Annotated in this window: 19 protein-coding genes; 10 read left to right on the top strand and 9 right to left on the bottom strand. The window is 55.0% G+C overall.

Annotated features, from left to right (window positions below; all coding sequences use genetic code 11):
* Positions 1–9 precede the first annotated feature (9 nt).
* Positions 10–432, bottom strand: coding sequence for a hypothetical protein (locus GC165_11205; GenBank protein ID MBI1333432.1), 423 nt, complete (start codon positions 430–432; stop codon positions 10–12).
* A complete protein-coding gene (locus GC165_11200; GenBank protein MBI1333431.1) occupies positions 429–1379 on the bottom strand; it encodes a hypothetical protein in 951 nt (316 codons plus the stop codon). The genes GC165_11205 and GC165_11200 overlap by 4 nt, the downstream gene beginning before the upstream one ends.
* 38 nt (positions 1380–1417) lie before the next feature.
* Here GC165_11200 and GC165_11195 point away from each other — a divergent pair, with 38 nt between their 5' ends.
* The gene (locus tag GC165_11195; protein ID MBI1333430.1) at positions 1418–2302 is read left to right on the top strand and encodes a hypothetical protein; all 885 of its coding nucleotides are present in this window, start codon (positions 1418–1420) and stop codon (positions 2300–2302) included.
* On the opposite strand, the gene GC165_11190 is transcribed toward GC165_11195, so the two are convergent.
* Entirely contained in the window at positions 2283–3152 is an 870-nt protein-coding gene (locus GC165_11190; protein MBI1333429.1) for a hypothetical protein, read from the bottom strand. The two genes, GC165_11195 and GC165_11190, sit on opposite strands and share 20 nt — an antisense overlap.
* Entirely contained in the window at positions 3125–3982 is an 858-nt protein-coding gene (locus GC165_11185; protein ID MBI1333428.1) for a hypothetical protein, read from the bottom strand. The genes GC165_11190 and GC165_11185 overlap by 28 nt, the downstream gene beginning before the upstream one ends.
* Positions 3983–4513: 531 nt before the next feature.
* On the opposite strand from GC165_11185, the gene GC165_11180 reads away from it, so the two are divergent.
* Complete coding sequence (locus GC165_11180) at positions 4514–5098, top strand: hypothetical protein (GenBank protein MBI1333427.1); 585 nt, start codon at positions 4514–4516, stop codon at positions 5096–5098.
* On the opposite strand, the gene GC165_11175 is transcribed toward GC165_11180, so the two are convergent.
* Both GC165_11175 and GC165_11170 read right to left on the bottom strand, forming a co-directional pair.
* Positions 5095–5586 carry a hypothetical protein gene (locus GC165_11175; GenBank protein ID MBI1333426.1) on the bottom strand — a complete coding sequence of 164 codons (492 nt, stop codon included), beginning with the start codon at positions 5584–5586 and terminating at the stop codon, positions 5095–5097. The two genes, GC165_11180 and GC165_11175, sit on opposite strands and share 4 nt — an antisense overlap.
* A 38-nt stretch (positions 5587–5624) precedes the next feature.
* Complete coding sequence (locus tag GC165_11170; GenBank protein ID MBI1333425.1) at positions 5625–6215, bottom strand: leucyl/phenylalanyl-tRNA--protein transferase; 591 nt, start codon at positions 6213–6215, stop codon at positions 5625–5627.
* Positions 6216–6236: 21 nt separating this feature from the next.
* Between GC165_11170 and GC165_11165 the strand changes: the two genes are divergently transcribed.
* On the top strand, positions 6237–6656 hold the full coding sequence (locus GC165_11165; protein MBI1333424.1) for a hypothetical protein: 420 nt from the start codon (positions 6237–6239) through the stop codon (positions 6654–6656).
* Here GC165_11165 and GC165_11160 read toward each other — a convergent pair.
* Positions 6644–7726: a hypothetical protein gene (locus GC165_11160; protein ID MBI1333423.1), complete on the bottom strand. Its 1083-nt coding sequence runs from the start codon at positions 7724–7726 to the stop codon at positions 6644–6646. The genes GC165_11165 and GC165_11160 overlap by 13 nt on opposite strands.
* Before the next feature lie 111 nt (positions 7727–7837).
* Between GC165_11160 and GC165_11155 the strand changes: the two genes are divergently transcribed.
* The 4 genes from GC165_11155 (at position 7838) to tsf (ending at position 12050) form a co-directional block, all read left to right on the top strand.
* The gene (locus GC165_11155; GenBank protein ID MBI1333422.1) at positions 7838–8815 is read left to right on the top strand and encodes a PEP-CTERM sorting domain-containing protein; all 978 of its coding nucleotides are present in this window, start codon (positions 7838–7840) and stop codon (positions 8813–8815) included.
* 138 nt (positions 8816–8953) lie between these two features.
* Positions 8954–10267, top strand: a complete 1314-nt coding sequence (locus GC165_11150; protein MBI1333421.1) for a hypothetical protein — start codon at positions 8954–8956, stop codon at positions 10265–10267.
* Positions 10268–10424: 157 nt separating this feature from the next.
* On the top strand, positions 10425–11231 hold the full coding sequence (rpsB, locus tag GC165_11145; protein ID MBI1333420.1) for a 30S ribosomal protein S2: 807 nt from the start codon (positions 10425–10427) through the stop codon (positions 11229–11231).
* A 9-nt stretch (positions 11232–11240) separates the two neighbouring features.
* Positions 11241–12050: a translation elongation factor Ts gene (gene tsf, locus GC165_11140; protein MBI1333419.1), complete on the top strand. Its 810-nt coding sequence runs from the start codon at positions 11241–11243 to the stop codon at positions 12048–12050.
* Positions 12051–12102: 52 nt separating this feature from the next.
* Here the strand turns inward: tsf and GC165_11135 are convergent, their stop codons facing one another.
* Together GC165_11135 and GC165_11130 are read right to left on the bottom strand one after the other, a co-directional pair.
* Positions 12103–12702, bottom strand: a complete 600-nt coding sequence (locus GC165_11135) for a hypothetical protein (GenBank protein ID MBI1333418.1) — start codon at positions 12700–12702, stop codon at positions 12103–12105.
* A 19-nt stretch (positions 12703–12721) separates the two neighbouring features.
* Positions 12722–13309, bottom strand: a complete 588-nt coding sequence (locus GC165_11130; GenBank protein ID MBI1333417.1) for a hypothetical protein — start codon at positions 13307–13309, stop codon at positions 12722–12724.
* A gap of 815 nt (positions 13310–14124) precedes the next feature.
* Here GC165_11130 and GC165_11125 point away from each other — a divergent pair.
* From GC165_11125 to GC165_11115, 3 genes are read left to right on the top strand one after another with little or no spacing between them, the layout of a single operon-like run.
* Positions 14125–14511, top strand: a complete 387-nt coding sequence (locus GC165_11125) for a hypothetical protein (GenBank protein ID MBI1333416.1) — start codon at positions 14125–14127, stop codon at positions 14509–14511.
* A gap of 7 nt (positions 14512–14518) precedes the next feature.
* The gene (locus tag GC165_11120; GenBank protein ID MBI1333415.1) at positions 14519–15883 is read left to right on the top strand and encodes a hypothetical protein; all 1365 of its coding nucleotides are present in this window, start codon (positions 14519–14521) and stop codon (positions 15881–15883) included.
* Between the two features lie 10 nt (positions 15884–15893).
* The gene (locus tag GC165_11115; GenBank protein MBI1333414.1) at positions 15894–17363 is read left to right on the top strand and encodes a hypothetical protein; all 1470 of its coding nucleotides are present in this window, start codon (positions 15894–15896) and stop codon (positions 17361–17363) included.
* Positions 17364–17366 lie beyond the last annotated feature (3 nt).

The raw sequence follows: 17366 nt of genomic DNA, 5'->3' as shown, positions 1-17366 counted from the left end.
GGCCGCTTTTTAGCCTAGTTGTCGCAGACGAAGATCAACGAGCGACTTCCACTCGGCCAACAGATCGTCGGCGAGCAGGTTATCCAGGTCTGGAGATGCCTGAACTCGCTCCGTCAGGTCTTCGGGATCGATGCCAATTTGGCGGGCGATCGATCGGGCTTGCCGAAACCAATAGTTCGCATTCCAGAAGTCGCCTTCGCGGCGGTGGATGATGCCGTGCAGATACGACGCCTCCGGCATCGCTTCAAGGGGTTGAAGCTGGTCGTGCGCCCCGTTCTGGTCGCCGAAATAGACATGAATGGCGGCCCGAAGCATGGGATCATCGTGACCGGTCGGCACGTCCGCCGTTGGCATCCCACAAACGTACGGCTGAAACGGGACGAAGTCCGGCTTCGCGTTCCTCAGTTCAGCCAGAAGTTCGCCGACGGTCATAGAAAGACGGGTGCGTTGGATTTAGCGCTTCGCAGACACGCATCAGCCACCTGAAGCGCGGCAAAAGCGTCGGCTACAAGCACCGGTGCTGGTCGGTGGTCGCGCGCCGCCTCCACAAAGTCCTTCAGTTGAAGGAAGAACGGATCGTCGTCGGGCAAGAAGTTCTGATCAAGCCGACTGCCGCTTCGCAAGGTCGGGGTCGTGCGCGAATCGAACTCCAACATGCCCCCGGAGCCGCAGACTTCAAACGCGGTTCGGCTTTCGTTTTTATCCATCCAAGTCGATTCGACATGAGCTACGCAACCGTTGTCGAAAGTCAGTGTCGCGAGGCCATAGTCAGGTCCCTGGCCTGACTGAGATCCAACCGATTTGGCATAGACCTCTGTCACTCGACCGATCGTCCAAAGTAACCAGTCGAAGTCATGCACCGCGAGGTCGATGAAGACGCCGCCCGACCGCGAATGGTCGGCAAACCAGCCTGCTTCACCGCCCGGCATGCCACCGCCACGTGTCATTCGGACCGCAGCGGGTTTGCCAATCGAACCCGCCTTGACCAGGTCGTGCGCTCGTCGGTACATGGCGAAGTAACGAACCACTTGACCGACCATGACCGTCGCCGCACTGTCGTTGGCCGCGTCGAGAATCTGCTTGGCCGCGTCCAGCGACGCCTCCAAAGGCTTCTCGACAAAGGTCGCCTTCCCCGCCTGAATTGCCTTGACGGCATACTCGCCGTGCGTGTCGTTGGGAGTGATCACATCGACCGCATCGACCTGCTCCAGGAGCCCGGAAAAGGAATCGACCGCCGTGCCTCCGCATTCGGTTGCCAACTGCTCGGCCCGTTCAAAGTGGTGATCGTAGACCAGGAATGAGATGTCAGGAATTCGAGACAGGTGCCGGACATGAACTCGCGACAGCCGCCCAGCGCCGACGACTCCAACTTTGAACATAGACTTATTATGCAGCGGTGAGGATACTTTAGTGAGACATGAACTGGCTTGCCGCGATTGGAGTTGGATTGGTGGCTACCGGGATCGCATATAGAAAGAAGGCATCCGGCTCTCCGTTTGGCGATCCAGATTTGGAAGACGCGGACCCGATCTTCGGATTACCTACTAAGTTGCTCGATCATCATGCGGAAGTTTTCGAGGATTTGATCCGCACGTACGGATCCCAGTATCCGGAGATTGCCGGAGTTCTTCAGTTAGCCATCGATGGTGAGGTCACCAAAGCTCGCGCGATGTTTCGTGAACAGGTAACTCTCTCTACCTCCGACGTCAACGAGTGCTACATCGCTTGCCGCTTTTATTCCACTCTTTGGATCAAGAAGCGAGTTGAGGATTTTGCCGCCAGGGCGATGGAACTCACCCCGGGCGATGTTGACGCCCTCATTCGGTTTCATCATTTTCATTCAAATCTCATCCATGAAGCCTTGGCCGATCATGTCTCGACCGTTGAGGATTGCCGCCGAGTCCAGCGAGAAGTCCAATCTCAAACAGCCGACCACGCCTGCCCAATCCGCGCCTTAGAGATAGAACCGAATAATGCTGATGTGTGCTACTGGTACGCCAAGCAAATGTTTGAAAACGACTGGGGAGACATTGACGGTTGGGTTTCCAAATCCGAGCAAATCCTCGACGCCGCCAACCGAGGAGCGCGGCTCGATCCCGAATCCGGCAAGCTTGCCCTGCTTTTGGCGGAAATCTATTCCGGGCTCTTGTATCACGACTTCGATGTAGCTAACGAAGCCATTTACTGGGTGGATCGTTCCCTCGAACTCAATCCCGGAAACTCTGATGCTCTTCAGATCAAAGAGGATGTCCTGGACGCGATTCGAAAACGCGAGCAATCCATCACGCCCGAACAAGCGTAATGCACACCACGTCGGGCGGAGCGAACAAGCGCATGTGGTTGAGCCGGGCTAATCCCTTCGACACGAACACGCGGTGCCGCTTCCCTTCCACGAACCCCCGATTGAACTTGCTTCCGTAATGGCTGAACCATGAGTAGGGATCGACGATACCGGGAATCACGATCTGCCCGCCATGCGTGTGGCCACTGAGTTGGAGGTCCACTCGAGTTCCCATGTCGTGGTCGATGTGCTCCGCCGTTTCGGGATTGTGTGAGAGCAAAATCCGGGGGATATCGGGCGGCAAACCTTCGAAGGCCTGATCGAGCAAAACCACATCCTCGATCAAGTCGCCGACTCCTCCAATTGCGATCGCCTGCCCACCCTTCTCGATGACCATGCTTCGGTTGTCGAGCAAGCGAATAGCTGAGTAGCGAGCGATCTGATCCTCGACGAACCGTCGGCCAATGCGGTGATCATGGTTCCCGAGTGTGCCCACCACTCCAAACGGAGCCTGGAGCATGTCGAACGCGCCCGTTAGCTTTGGGGCGCTCGCAGGTGTCTGTCCTTGACCATGGTAAATGTCGCCGGGAATCGCAATGAGATCGGGCTTGAACGGCTTCAGCAAACCATACGCCCGCCCCACAAAGTCGGCATCCATGTTATGCCCCCAATGAACATCGCTTAGGAGCCCGATACGGAATCCCTCGAATGCGGTGGGCAGGTCGTGAATCGGCACCGTCAACCGGATTGTCTCAATGCGATTCGGCTCGGCCAATGCCTCACCAAACAAAGCTCCACCCACCGCCAGCGAACCGAATTTGAGGAGTTTTCGTCGGGAGAGCTTCAAGCCGCCCTCGTGAGCGTCAGGCACGTCACATCGGGCGGTGCAAACAGCCGGATGCCGTGGGGACGTCCCACGCCCTTCGTCACATAAACTCGATTTCGTTTGCCGTTCACCAAACCGTGATTGAATTTACTGCCGTAATGGCTGACGCGGCAAGTGGCATCATAGATTCCGGGCAGAACGAACTGGCCGCCGTGGGTGTGGCCGCTGATCTGGAGGTCCACTCGGGTCCCGGGATCGTGCTCGACGAACTCGGCGACATCGGGATTGTGCGAAAGCAGAATGCGAGGCGTGTCCGGCGAGACACCCTTGAACGCCTTATCCAGTTCAACCTTATCTTCCCAAAGATCGCCAACGCCGCCGACCGCCAGCAGTCCGCCGTTCCGCTCCAGCATCACACCTTGGTTGTCGATCAGTTGAACCCGCGAATGGGTATGCACCTGGTCGATAGCGTAAGATTTGCCGGTCCAGTGGTCGTGGTTGCCGAGGACTCCCAATACGCCGTGGGGAGAATCGAGCGACTCGATCACGCCCTCCAGTCGTGGCCGGGTGCGGGTGTGACGATCGATCCCGTGCAGAAAGTCGCCGGGGACCACCATCAGGTCCGGCTTGAACGCCATGACCGAATCACAGCACATCTTCATGAACTTCGAGTCGATCGCGTGTCCCCAATGGATATCGCTCAGAATCCCGATCTTGAACCCCTCGAACGATGCTGGAAGGTCTTTGATTGGCACCGAAATCGCGACATGCTCCAACCGGTTCGGCTCGATCAGTCCCTCGCCAAGCAAGCCACCCACAACGGTAGCAGAGCCCCATTTTAGGATATTTCGACGAGAAACTTTCTTCGATTGCACGAGACTAACAACAAGTCTCTCAGTACAAAAGTTGCCGAGCCCCCGAGAAGTACCGGGAGCTAAATAGAAAAGACGGGTGCAGGCCCTCCACTTCCTACACCCGTATGAATTTAGATCACTACCCCCCTAAAGGCGTAAAAGTAGTTAACCCTCCCGCACCCTAAGCTGCTTCATCGTCGCGAACTTGGACGTCGGTTGCTGTTTCGGCACTAGTCATATCCCAATTGTCGCAATCAAGTCGGCGGCAGTAGATCATACGCTGCTTTCCTCCGCTTGCAGTCTCGACATCCGCGATTTGCGCAAAACGACAGTTAAGACACATTTCGGGTTCGAGAAGCCGCACCACCTTCATGTGACGCTTAGACATTCCTTGTATATCCCTCTGTGGCCGCCCATCCCTGTTCGGCCTTCCAGCATGACTAGTAGATTCCTTGGCTGGTAATTATCCAGCCCATTACAAATACTGGGATTCCAGTATTCTAGGGGAGAGGCAAGGGGTTGAGGCTGAATTACAAACAACGTCAACAGCGCATGAGAGAGTCGCGTGAGGACGCGTGGCTGGAGGTTGAGGCGTTGCCTGGCTCCATCCGCGAGCAGATTCGGAATGCGCCGCGCGTGCCGCTGGAGATTGTCTCTTGTCCACTCGGCAAGAGCGTCAATCACGGTGGAATTCTTCGGACGGCCGAGGCGTTTCGCATCGAGATGGTCACTTTTGCCCACGAGGAAGACCACGCTAACGATTTCAGCGGCAACCGAGGATCGACGCGATGGCAACCCTACCGCTGGCTCTCGCCACTGGAGGCGCTGGCCGAAAAGCCGAATCGGCTAAAGATCGCCCTGACGCTTTCGGACGAGGCAGTGGATTTCGCGACCTTTCCCTACCGGTTTCCCTTGGCCCTAGTGGTAGGTTCCGAAAAGGACGGCATTCCCGACGAGGTGCTCAGGCACTGTGATGCCCACATCGCCATTCCCATGTTCGGGCTCATGGGATCGCTCAACGTCGCAACGGCAACCGGGATCGTGGTTCAGCACATAGTCCGGCAATATGCAGACGAGACCGGCTTTGAGCCGATCAGAGAAGAGTCCCGTCACCTACTGGACATCAAGATGTCTTAGTGACGGTCGATGATGGCCGTGAGTTCGTCGCTCGCCTTCACGCGGACGTGAGCGACGGCGTTCCTCAAGGTTCCTCGCAGTTCTTCTGAGAGCGGGGTCGGGTTGAAGGTCGGAACGCCAACAATTCGCTGGGCGGTTTCCACCATCAGCACCCGAATATCCTGTTCGTCCTTCAAGAACTGCTCCATGTTGTTGCGCACGCGCCAAAGCAGGCCCAGCGAGATCGCCATCAAACAGATCGCAACGATCTGCCAGATTTGCAGGGACGGCTTGATGTTGTCCGGTGCGAAAAAGGCGGCAATTGAGAAGCACAGGGCGATACCGCCCGTCGCAATCACAATATTCTTGAAAATGCCGATCTTTCCTCGCCGTTCGATCTGTTCGGCGCCGATGCGGAGGACGGCCGATAAGGCCATCATGTTGTTATCGCGAGACAGCCGGTCGTACGCCGACTTGATTTCGCTCATGGACATTAGCTTCGATGCCATAGTCTGATCCTATTTTATAATACTTTTCTTACAGGTTTTCAAGCAGACCACTCGGTTCCAAGAACGATCGCCTCACCTAATAGACGGTCGTACTCCTCATTCGGAATCTCATAGGCACCTAACGATAACAAATGAGGGTTCATAATCTGCGCATCAAAGAGTACGAACCCCTTGTCTCGACAAGTTTCGACGAGAGCCCAAAGGGCGACTTTTGACGCATCGGTCATCCGATGAAACATGGATTCGGCAAAAAACACGCCACCGATGGCGATGCCGTACACTCCGCCTACCAGTTTTCCCGAAAACCAGCATTCTGCACAGTGGCCCCAACCTTCCGTATATATTTGCGAGTACACACGGATAAAGTCGTCGTTGATCCAGTTCGCCTCGGGGCGGCGACAGTTCTCGATCACCTGCGTGAAGCTCGTGTCGAACCGGATATCGAACTTGCCCTGTCGGATCGTCTTTTGGAGTGACCGCGAAAGGCGGATCCCCTCGATCGGAAACAGACACCGGTCGCGAGGCTTCAGCCATTGCGTCTCGTCGGTTTCCTCGTCCATCACCATCGGAAACCACCCCTCACGGTAACCCCAGTAAATCATTTCTGGGGTGAGTTCCGAACTATGCACGGTTCATTCTATACTTTGGCCATGACAGGAAAAGCATTTGCCGAAACCTTGCTCGAAGAGAGCGATTTTCAATTCATGGCATGCCTGAAGGGGTTGTCGGAGTCCGATTTCGAGAAGAAACCAGTCGAGCATCTGATGTCGATGAAGGAGTGCCTTGAGCACATGACCGAGTGTTGCCTTGCCGTGCAGACCATCAGCCGAGGCGAGAAGCACGATTGGGGCAATTACAAGTTCCCCGAAGGCACGATGAGCGAGTTAATCGCGTTGTACCAGAGCGAAAGGGCTAAGTCCTCCGCGATCGCTCTGGAGCGGTTTGACGAAGAGTCTCACTTCGCCAAAGACTTCTTCATTGCCCATGAGTTCTACCACGTCGGCCAGATGGCAGCGGTACGCATGGCGCTGGAGCCGGATTGGAACATGTACAGCATCTACCGCTTCTGAATCGGAAAGACCTTCTGAATGTCCTTGGCAAAGCCAAGCATCCACATGCCCTCGTCGTGGCAACTGTAGTAAGTGTCCAGGGTGCAATTCGCCACCCTGGGCTTCACTGTATCTACGGCTTGACGCGTATTTCGCGAAAAGAGTTCGAGTTCACCGGCAACAAAAAAGAACTTGGTGCCCCTGCCTTTCTCGGCTAGAGATTCCAGATCCTTTGGGTCGTATGCGGCGACCGAGCTTGGCATCGACCCTCCAAACACGTCCGGCCTCTCCAATGCCGCGATGAGCGCAAACGCGCCGCCGTTGGAGAACCCAAACACCGCAGTGTCCTCGCGACGGCTCGATACGTGAAACTTGTCCCGAGCCCAGGGCAGGACCTGATCACAAACAAACCGTAAGTGGGCGGCGAAGCGGTCGGGGTCGGCAAGTTTGAGATACTCGCGCGCTCGGAAGTCTTTGCTGAAATCGTAGCTGTCCTTCGGGCCGGTGTAGTCGCCGTGGTACACGCCCAAGATCACGAAGGGTCGGACCTTCTTGGCCAGAATTAGCGGCTCGGCAACGGTTGCGAACTCTTTGCATGACTGCCCGTCGGCCATCACCACAACCGGAAGGTCGACATTAGCCGTCGGCGGAACGTACACATCGACGGTCCGGTCGCCGTCCAGATCCTTGCTCGTCAGCGTGTACGAAGTCACACTTCCCTTCAGCATCTTCGCCTCAGATGGAAATCGTGGCGCGCGAGGGCCCCGAAAGCGATGAGGCTCGGTCTTCCCATCCCGCAGAATCGAGTAGCTGAAGAACGCTTTGTCCCAATCCTTGAACCGAGCTTGGCCGATCCAGACGTCGGTTCCCCCCACTTGCTTCATCGGCGTAGGAAAGCGATTCAGAACAGACATCGGGTTCTCCTTCCCTTTCGCAACCAACGTAAGCAGGTCACCATCCAAAATGACTTTCCCGTCGCCTTCCCGCACTTGGGAGGCATATTTTTCCACTTGCACGGGCGGCTCAACGGCTTGGTAGGGCGGCTGCCATTTGCTTTGCAGGCCGATGATCAAAGGAAGGGTAAGAAGCATAACTGGTACTGTACCATTTTTCTAAGACAATTCGTCACGCTTTGTCACGCTTTGTCACGCTCGGCCTGTACAGTGTCTTCGTAGGGCTCGACTGGAGCCCAGGAGCATTTAATGAAAGCTTTGAGGATCACTCTAGCAACTTTGTTTTTTGGGACCGTCAGCCACGCGATGGCCTCGCCATTCGAGATTCTCGTGACGGAATCGTTCATGGGCAGTAACTCGAACTCGAACCTTTGGCAGGGGATTCAGCGCTATGGGTTCAGCGGAACTGGTTCTTCGGCTACCTCGCTGACCGGAATTTCGGCCAGCCAAGTCTCCGACCCGGTCGGCCTGTTCTACAACGGTGGCGAACTCTTTGTCGGCAACCGCCACGGCAACAGCTTCGCCAGCAGCATTTCCCGATTCACCTTCGATGCCGGAACCGACAGCTTCACTTCGAACGGCACCATCACTGGCAACGGTCTGTTTGGCGTTCATGGCGTGTGGGTGCGTCCGGGTACGAATGACCTTTACGCCGCCAACGTCAACAGTGGGCTCTCAATCTTTTCGATCACATCGTCAAGTGCGACTGCCAACGGAACTCTGCTCAGCGGTCCGATGCGAGACGTCACCTTCTCCGCCGACGGCGCAAACCTGTACGCCACACAGGGTGTCAATGGAACCCTGACGCGCTACAACTTCGCGACTTCCTCGGTCACCAACTACTCGATCTCCGGCGCTTCGGGACTCCACTTCGGCGCATGGCTGAACGACGATCTCTATGTCAGCGACTTTGGGACCGGACAGGTGTTCGATGTGAAGTTCGACGCCAACGGCGCGGTGACCGGCAGTTCGGTGGTCGCGAACGTCGGTGGTGCGATCGGCGTCGCTTTTAGCCCCGATCAGCAGGAGATGTTCGTTTCCAGCCATACCGGGAACAAGATCGACCGATTCCTTTATGATTCCGGCAATTCGTCCTGGAATTACGAAAGCACTATTGCCACGGGCACGAACATGGGCGATATCCAAGTCATCCCCGTCCCCGAACCTGCTTCGTTCGCGGTGCTAGGCATCGGTGCGTTGGCGCTTATGCGGCGACGGAAGAAGTAAAGACGAAGCTGTAAAGGTGAAGCTGTCTCTCTCGCTTCAAGAGAGAGACAGCTTCACCCAGTTATTTTGCGAGTGCAGAATTGAGTGGCATGAAAATCTAGTTTCTACCTTGGTGACAAACAGATTAAAATATCTTTGTTGCTAGTTCGCCTTAAGAAATACGGAAAGCTGATTATTCTTTCGGCATTGGCGTCTGCCGTCCTACTTGGAAACGGCTATCGAGTAATCGAGAGGAATCGCTTCTGGAAGCAACGAGAGAAAGCGTATTTTCAATTCACCAAAGGCATTGGCATTGAAATTCCTCACGGAACGTCGATTCCGGCTTCGGCACCCGAATCTGGTCCCTCTTTTCATGCCGTAGACCTCGGCGTTTCAAATCCTGTGTCGACCAACGATCTGGGCGACCTGATTCTTAGCTGTGACGGCAAAACGATGCCATCTGACTATAAAGGGCAACCCAAAGAAGGACTTTTCATTCGATCACCAAAGGGCGAGTATCGATATCTTGGGCTCAATCCCGCCCAATATTCACGGGACGGACATTTGGTCGAGTGCGTTGGCGAAATGGACAGTCGAAAGCTACTCGTCGATGGTGAAGAAGTTGCCAACCATCCTGTAAGGCGACTATCTACCTCGGTCGACCGGAACCGATTATTTGAGTCGTCCGGTGGAAAGTTCTACAACATCCGATACGATGCATCACAACAAGACTTCATTTTCGATTCGAACGGGTCGACGCAAACTATTAGCCGCAAGCCTGTAAGTGTCGAGAGCCCCATCGTTGCCGGTCTTAGAATGGTCGGCATATTTGAACCGACCGATCGAAGTATTGCGACTCAATCGGTTGTGATGGACCGAAAAGGCAAGGTCTATGGTGAAATGTGGGGCGGTACATCCCTCTACGCTTGCGAAGAGAGTCGATCAGCTCGTCTTTGCCAATTGACGGAAACGGGTTTCGAGTTGGTTCCTGAGCTTGAGCAAGTTCAAATCAACTCGGAAATGGTGATGTCGAATGGTGGCGTGCTTGGGCTTAATGCCGTCAAGAATTGCTCCTGGGCGTCGCGCCCGCTTATGGTGCGAGACCATCAACTGACCTACCTGCCTATTCCGAATGGATATCAAATGGCCGAGATGGTCGGTATTCGCGACGACGGGACGTGCCTAATCAACGCCCGACACAAAGATATTGACAGCAAGACCTTCCTATGGACTGGGAATCAGTACTTCGACCTGAGTCAGTTGTCGATCCAAGGTCTCAACGAGCCAATTGCCCCCTGGAGCAAATATCAAACAACCTTCCGTACCCCAAACGACAATCTAGTCGCTTTAATGCTTGAGAATCCCTTGTTGCCCAATGGCGACATCCTTGCCAGAACGGTTGGCGAACATCCTCACTTAGTTTTACTGAAGCCAGACGGAACTAAGGACTCCAAGATTCAGACGCGATCGTAGCGCACTCGCACTCGCACTCGCACTCCAAAAAGGTATACTCTTGCCCGATCACACATGGATCCGTGGCACGGCCAGGTTCTGAAGACCCCATAAGGGCTCAAAGTTCACCGTGCGTAAAACCCGCGAGATCCAGAGGATACAACCTGGAGAATAACGAATGGTTCAATTGAGCATGAAAGAGCTCTTGGAATCCGGCGTGCATTTCGGGCACCAAACCCGACGCTGGAACCCCAAGATGAAGCGATACATCTACGGCGCCCGCAACGGCATCTACATCCTGGATCTTCACCAGACCATCAAGATGTTCGAGGACGCCCTCAACTACGTCAAGAAGATCGTCGAAGACGGCGGCACCGTGCTGTTCGTCGGCACCAAGAAGCAGGCTCAGGCCGCAGTCAAGGAAGCCGCCGAGCGAAGCGGTCAGTTCTTTGTTTCCGAACGTTGGCTGGGCGGCACGCTCACCAACTGGAAGACCATCAGCCTGCGCATCCAGCGCCTGAAGGAACTGGACCGAATGGAAGCCGACGGCTACTTCGAGCGACTGCCCAAGAAGGAAGCTCTGGAGCGACGACGCGAGCGAGACGAGCTGCAGCGGTTCCTCGGTGGCATCCGAAACATGAACCAAATGCCGGCCGTCATGTTCGTGGTCGACCTCAATAAGGAGGCCATCGCCGTGGCCGAAGCCAAGAAGCTTAACATTCCCATCGTCGCGATCGTAGATACTAACTGCGATCCGGATATGGCCGACGTCATCATCCCGGGCAACGACGACGCGATCCGCGCGATCCGACTCGTGACCCAGAAGATGAGCGAAGCGATCCTGGAAGCACGACCGCTCAGCGACGCCATCACCGAAGGCGTGACGGGCGACGGTGAGGCTCCGGCCGATCTCGACGACGAAGCGCCGATCCATGTCGACGACGAGCTTCTCAAGGCTTTCGGCGCGGACAAGGAAGGCGCATAAGGAAAAGCAATGAGCTACACAGCAGCAGACGTAAAGCGATTACGAGAAGAAACCGACGCTCCTATGATGGAGTGCAAGGCTGCGCTTGAAGAAGCCGGTGGCGACTACGAGCGCGCCAAGGAAATCCTTCGCGAGAAGGGCAAGGCCAGCGCCGGCAAGAAGGCCGGTCGAGCCACCAACGCCGGACGCGTTGGCATCGCGTTGAGCGCCGACGGAAAGACCGCCGGACTGGCCATCGCCGAGAGCGAGACCGACTTCGTTTCCAACAACGAAGGCTTCGTCAAGCTTGTCGAAGAGATCGCCAAGTACGCACTCGAAAACGGAACCCTGAGCGAGGAAAAGATGAAGGAATACGGCGAGGAACTGATCGCCAAGTTTCGCGAGAACTGCGTGGTCAATCTGGCCGAGCAGGTCAAGACCGACGGCAAGTTTGCTTCGTACGTCCACCACGACGGTACGAAGGGCGCCATTGTCGATTCGACCGGCGACAACGCCGGATCTGAAGCGGTCCGCAAGGTCGCTGTCCAGGTCGTCGCCTCGCGACCGCAGGTCGTCAGCAAGGACGATCTCTCGCAGGAACTCCTCGACAACGAATACAACATCCAGTACACGCGCGCCATCAATGAAGGCAAGCCCGCCAACATCGCCGAGAACATCGCGAAGGGCCGCGTGAACAAGGAGTTCATCAAGGAAGCCGTTCTGCTCGAACAGCCGTTCTACATCGACCCGAGCAAGACCGTTGCTCAGTACCTGGCCGAAGAAGCCAAGGGCACGACGGTTACCGGATTCCGACTTCTCGCTGTCGGTTCGGGCGAGTAATTTCGGACTTCGGTCCACAAGCCTCGGAGATTTTCTCCGGGGCTTTTTTTGTTTACAGCCGGTCTTCTATCAGAGTGTGCCAACAGTCGGGATTCATTCTAACCATTGCACCGAGGAGGAGCAGATCACATAGGTTCCCGGTCAGATCCTTTCGAACATGGATTCGGAACAAGACGCCTCTGCTCGTATCGGAATCCTTCCACACAGGTGCCTTCGCGGTAAGTACCGAACCGTTGCGCATTCCTGCTATCGACACCTCTCGGTTTTCCGTCGTCCGAATCAAATCGAGGCCGCGAATTGCCACGATCGACTGTACTCCCAACATGCTGAACGAATACAAGGCCTGTAGTTGGAGCAAGTTTTGACCGGGCAAACTCGCTTCTAAACCGTAATGACCGCCGTAATTTCCTTCGTATGCGATCGTTCGTCGCACATCGAACAGCTTCTCAGAGGTCGTGTACGAACCGTTGGCGCCTGAAATGTATGTCGCGTGGAGTCCACGCTCGTCGTAAATTCGGTATGTAGTGCCGTCAGCCGGATTCTCAAAGAAGGACTGCTTTTCGCTGGTCACCTCGAAAGCAGCATAGTGTTCAAAATGCTCGGCTTTCGAGAACCCTGAGTCGCCGTCATGAAACGAAGTCAGCTTTGGCATTGACACCTAACCTGCTTCATTAGGAAGAGGATACTCGCGCCGTAATGGAATGCCACGCTTCTTGATCAGACAACAGAAGGCTATTCAGTACCAGCAAATCGGGCTCCTCGACGTCCTTGCGAACATAAATCTGACAAATTGCTGATTCGTCTCGCTCCCCATTTCCTATAACCGGCGTCTTGGTTACCGAAGTACGCCCGCGCATGAGATTGACGCACGGCCCCTCGGTCAGGAGTACCGATTGCTCGACTTCAAGGCCGATAATGTGGACCAGGCTCACGATGCCATGCGCCATCGCCCGCCCCAAAAGCCGCTCAAACTCCAAGTCAAAGACTTCCAAATAGAACGTGTCGCCGCACGACGACGAAGTCACTTGGTACGAGACGCCGTACTTGGCCAGACCGAATCGGAATAACCCGCTTCCATTACGGCCAAGATCAAGCGTTCCCATAAGGCGTCCCCCTAACTCTAGGCGAAGCTCGATGTCGGGAGACCCAACCTTTCTCGGTCGAGTCTGAGATTCGAAGACGTCATAAACGTCGTATCCCTCTAACTCGTTCGAGTTAGGGAGTCGACTGTCGTCGGTTATTTGCTTCCAATCAGGCATACGTTATCCCACAAGAAAAATCTGGCTTGCCCTCCGACTTCTGTCGGTAACAAGCGAACCAAAGCTGTTTGGTATTCGGAATGCATAACCACAGGAACGAACCCACCCCTGCCTCTCGACAGAATGCCGACCCCCAATGTCTGCGCCAATGCCCCCCCTAGAACAGCGCTGCCTCCGATAAGAGTAAAGCTTCATTGCCTCTCCCAACCCCCCGATCTAGTACTTTCGACGTACGAATACCAACTTTCGTTATTTCGACTTGAAAACACGAACCAGTTTGAGAAGCGACGAACTGTCTTAACGCAGAGTCCGCCCACTAGTTCGCCACCTTGGCCACGGCGTAGGCACCAGTACTAAAGCTACTGTTATAGTGCCCGACAAACTTCAGGCAAAGGAGAAGAAAGTCACGCATGGGGTGAGAAATGTCCTCGCAAATCCATATGCGAGATTGCACCCGACGCCGACTGTCCTTAGCGTGCCGTTCTATCTTCGACACCATCGGCGTCGGATTGGGAATAACCTCGAATGGAACAAAATCGGAAGGAATTTCGAAGGTTGGCTCGTTCCCAAGGGACTTAAATCGAGGCATCTCTTTGTTATACAAATTTACGGGGTCGAAAGTCCCAAGGTTGCGTCAAACCTTGCCTAAGGTACGCGCTTCAAAGTAGGGGCGTACTTTTGCAAGGCGTCCCAGACGGAAAATCAAGCGTGTAACCTGGCAAGTTTAGGTTCAAAGAAGCCCTCCCCCTTGCAGTGAAGGGCGAATCCGTCTAAAATTCCTCTAACAGGTTTCACATACTGGGTCCGGGGAAAATATGAATTGGCGACTGCTGGTCTACTTGTCACTCTTTGCCTTCGTGATGGCCATCGCCACGATCAGCTTCATCCCGCAGATGTACGAGGTTATCCTCTGGGTGTTCATTTTCGGGTTCTGTTCCTACTTCATCGCCAAACACGCAACCGGCCAGTTCTTCTTCCACGGCTTCATGCTCGGCATCATTAGCTGTATCTACTTGGTGACGTTCCGGTTCGCGTTCTTCGACGCGTATTCGGCCACTCATGGCGACCTCCTCAGCGCCTACCCGCAGGGCATCAGCCCACGGACGGTGACTGCCGCTCTTGCTGTCATCGAAGGCACTTTTGGTGGCGTCCTGCTGGGTCTGCTGACGTTCGGAGTGGCCAAGATGCAGAAGAAAGCGTAGCCGAAAGGTGAAACCGGTCAGGATCGTTCTTGCAATTGCAGTCGCCGCCATTATCGCGACGCTTGTCTCTTCCGCCGTCCGAAATCGAGCCTATAACGCCGATGGTGAGGCGATCAATCGGATCATCAAGGAGCTCAAATCGGCCGGTGTTCCGACGACGAAGTCTGAATTTGATCAACAGTACCCAGCCTACAAGCACGATGACGAGAGCCGGACAAACTTAGGCTTTGCCTACGAGGGAAATCTTCTGAAATACCAGTATCCTTCGATTGAGGCAATGCTGTTTGCCGGTGGCCCCTCAGACTCGTCCGCATTCAGGGATTATGCGAATGGCAACAAGGCGACCCTGAGCCAATTCTTGATCCAATCAAAGGACCTTAGCTCGAATGCATCACTTGGTCAAATAAGCTACTTTGACGCTTATACGATCATGAATGAGTTCGCCTTTTCTGCGGTCGTAGATGCGCTCGAACGGAATGACAAGTCGACGCTTAAGAACTTCAAAGCGGCAGCCTATATCGCTAACTACTACTCGGGCTACCCAGGTTCGGAATCAATTCTCAGTGCGACCATGTGGAAACAACTGATGGCCTTCGGAATGAAAATCGTCGAAGTGCGGCCAGAGACCACAATGGCCATTGCAAGCGAACTTCGGGGGCCACCATTTAGTGGTCGCGGCATTGTCTTATCGGCGTTCTTGACGGACGTGACCACCGTAAGAAATCTCGATTCATCTCTGCTCGATAAGCCGACTTTCTCTGGATGGCTCGGTCGGCACATAACGGGGCCCTCCGATGATGAGTTAAGGCAAGCCGGTGCCAGACACACGGACGATTTTGTCCCCCAGAGCCGAGCAGGGCGTTCGTTACTTCGGGAACGCTTGGAATCCTGGCGCAGCCTCATGCTCAAGTTCGGTCCTCGGTCACAGGAATCAGCCATTCCAGAAAGAACCGATTTGGAAGAAAGCATGAAATACGGCCCGCAGGTGCCCGAACGCCTCAAGAAACTACTCGAAGACATGGAGGGTGCAAGCATAAGTTACCAGCACTTCGATGCGTACCACGATTTAAGGAACCTGCTTGCCGTCGTCCGTGCCGTCCTCATCTTCAGAGTCAAACATGGCCGCTTCCCCACCAATCTTCAAGAGGCTTCGTTCTCAAAGGATCCGCCAAATCTCATATACCGACAAACCACCAAGGGCTTTCAACTTGACTCGACCTACTTCGAAGCATCGAACGGTAACGTCGGTCACCAAATGGCATTTCCAATTTCCGATTCCCTGATGCCCCAAGCGCTTGCTATGTATAAGAAGCAGATGGAGCGTTTCCATCTGCGACAACATTCGAAATCCGGCCAAACGCGGATACCATAGGAACAGCGCCTTGAAACCCTTCCACATTGCTATCGGAATCGCAGTCGGTGCCATCGCTGTATCCGGCTTTTTGGTGGGTCGTGGCAAACTCCAGCATGCCGCAAACGGACGAACCATCGAAAAACTCGTCAAGGAATACAAGGAAATGGGAGTTGCCACCAACGGCGAAGAGTACTTCCACAAGATTCCCGACAGTGAAAACGCCTGGGACGAGCTTCAGCCGCTCCTGATCAAGAAGGGAGCGCCCGAGGGGAGTTCGGGCGTATTCGAACCCGGAATTTCGTTGACCCTCGTCCGATTCGCCGACAAGGCCGACCTTGACGTCCTCGACAGATACCTCGCTCAGAACAAGAGCGCCCGCGAAGCCATCGCCAAGGTCCTTGGCCAAAAACCCAAAATTCAGGTGCCCCACGACTACAACGAAGGGGACATGGTGCTTGTGCCCGAATGCGCGTTCTTCCGCAATGCGGCTCGTGAGTTCCGCGTCGCCGCGCTCCGATCCGGGATTCAGGGCAACGCCGAAGAAGCAACGATGAACCTGCAAGTGGCCTGCGATTTTGCCAACTCGTGCCTCGAACGAGGCGATTGGATCGCCCGGGCCGTCGGTACGAGTATTCAGCTGACCGTCATCCAAACGGCTCTCAGAATCATTGAAGAAGCCCCAAACCTGTATCAACCGATTCGCGACTTCATGACGACAAACGACCGATTTGTCGTCTATGATATGAAGCCCTTTTTCCGGTATGAGTTCTTATCACAGATCGCGAGCATCCGCTACTTCGACTCACCGCTCATCGACGTTTCCGAGCCGCCATTCCCTCTCAACAAACTCAAAAAAGCACCAACCGACGAGGACCTTTACTTCGAGGCTCACCCCCGCCCGGGCGATTATGTGCCGGAAAGCGCGGCCGATCGGAAGTATCTCCTCGCCGTCATGGAGGCGTGGAAACCTCTCATGCGCGAGGTGGTCGAGTCCAAAGGCAACGACTTCTTCCCCTCTTTCTCTAAGTACGAAGCTGTATTGAGCGTTCAATCCCAGGAGCCCGAGAGCCTCAAGAAGGTCTACGACCTTTCGCCGTCGTCGGAAGCGAGCGAGGACGGCTACAAACAACTCTTTCGGAACAAGCATCTCGCCGACGCCAATCAGGCGATCTGGAAGATTCTCGACGTCAAACGAAAGACCGGAAAATATCCGGCGAAGCTGGACGCCGTCGGGGTCGATTTTAGTTCATTTTCCGTCCTCGGGGGGATTCTCTATAAGCTGACCGAAAACGGATTCATCCTTCAGACTCGGCCCGTCACCGCCGGTGACGGAGCTCCCGACTTTATCATTTCCTATCCGGCAACGACATACCTCCCCCTCAAATCGCAACAAAAGCAGAAACAAGACGTCCAAGACTATCGAAAGGGGGTCATCGACCGATTGGGCCAGCGGCCAAAGGCTGGTCGGCCGACCTCACCATTGCCGTCAGGAGACTAAGTG

The organism is Armatimonadota bacterium (assembly GCA_016125185.1).
Taxonomy (GTDB): Bacteria; Armatimonadota; Fimbriimonadia; order Fimbriimonadales; family Fimbriimonadaceae; genus Fimbriimonas.
The sequence above is the reverse complement of the archived record's forward strand: the minus strand, read 5'-3'. Positions and strand labels throughout refer to the sequence as shown.

Coding starts and splice junctions, on each gene's coding strand:
- GC165_11205 (MBI1333432.1), bottom strand. CDS start 432: ATGACCGTCGGCGAACTTCTGGCTGAACTGAGGAACGCGAAGCCGGAC.
- GC165_11200 (MBI1333431.1), bottom strand. CDS start 1,379: ATGTTCAAAGTTGGAGTCGTCGGCGCTGGGCGGCTGTCGCGAGTTCAT.
- GC165_11195 (MBI1333430.1), top strand. CDS start 1,418: ATGAACTGGCTTGCCGCGATTGGAGTTGGATTGGTGGCTACCGGGATC.
- GC165_11180 (MBI1333427.1), top strand. CDS start 4,514: ATGAGAGAGTCGCGTGAGGACGCGTGGCTGGAGGTTGAGGCGTTGCCT.
- GC165_11175 (MBI1333426.1), bottom strand. CDS start 5,586: ATGGCATCGAAGCTAATGTCCATGAGCGAAATCAAGTCGGCGTACGAC.
- GC165_11165 (MBI1333424.1), top strand. CDS start 6,237: ATGACAGGAAAAGCATTTGCCGAAACCTTGCTCGAAGAGAGCGATTTT.
- GC165_11160 (MBI1333423.1), bottom strand. CDS start 7,726: ATGCTTCTTACCCTTCCTTTGATCATCGGCCTGCAAAGCAAATGGCAG.
- GC165_11155 (MBI1333422.1), top strand. CDS start 7,838: ATGAAAGCTTTGAGGATCACTCTAGCAACTTTGTTTTTTGGGACCGTC.
- rpsB (MBI1333420.1), top strand. CDS start 10,425: ATGGTTCAATTGAGCATGAAAGAGCTCTTGGAATCCGGCGTGCATTTC.
- tsf (MBI1333419.1), top strand. CDS start 11,241: ATGAGCTACACAGCAGCAGACGTAAAGCGATTACGAGAAGAAACCGAC.
- GC165_11135 (MBI1333418.1), bottom strand. CDS start 12,702: ATGCCAAAGCTGACTTCGTTTCATGACGGCGACTCAGGGTTCTCGAAA.
- GC165_11130 (MBI1333417.1), bottom strand. CDS start 13,309: ATGCCTGATTGGAAGCAAATAACCGACGACAGTCGACTCCCTAACTCG.
- GC165_11125 (MBI1333416.1), top strand. CDS start 14,125: ATGAATTGGCGACTGCTGGTCTACTTGTCACTCTTTGCCTTCGTGATG.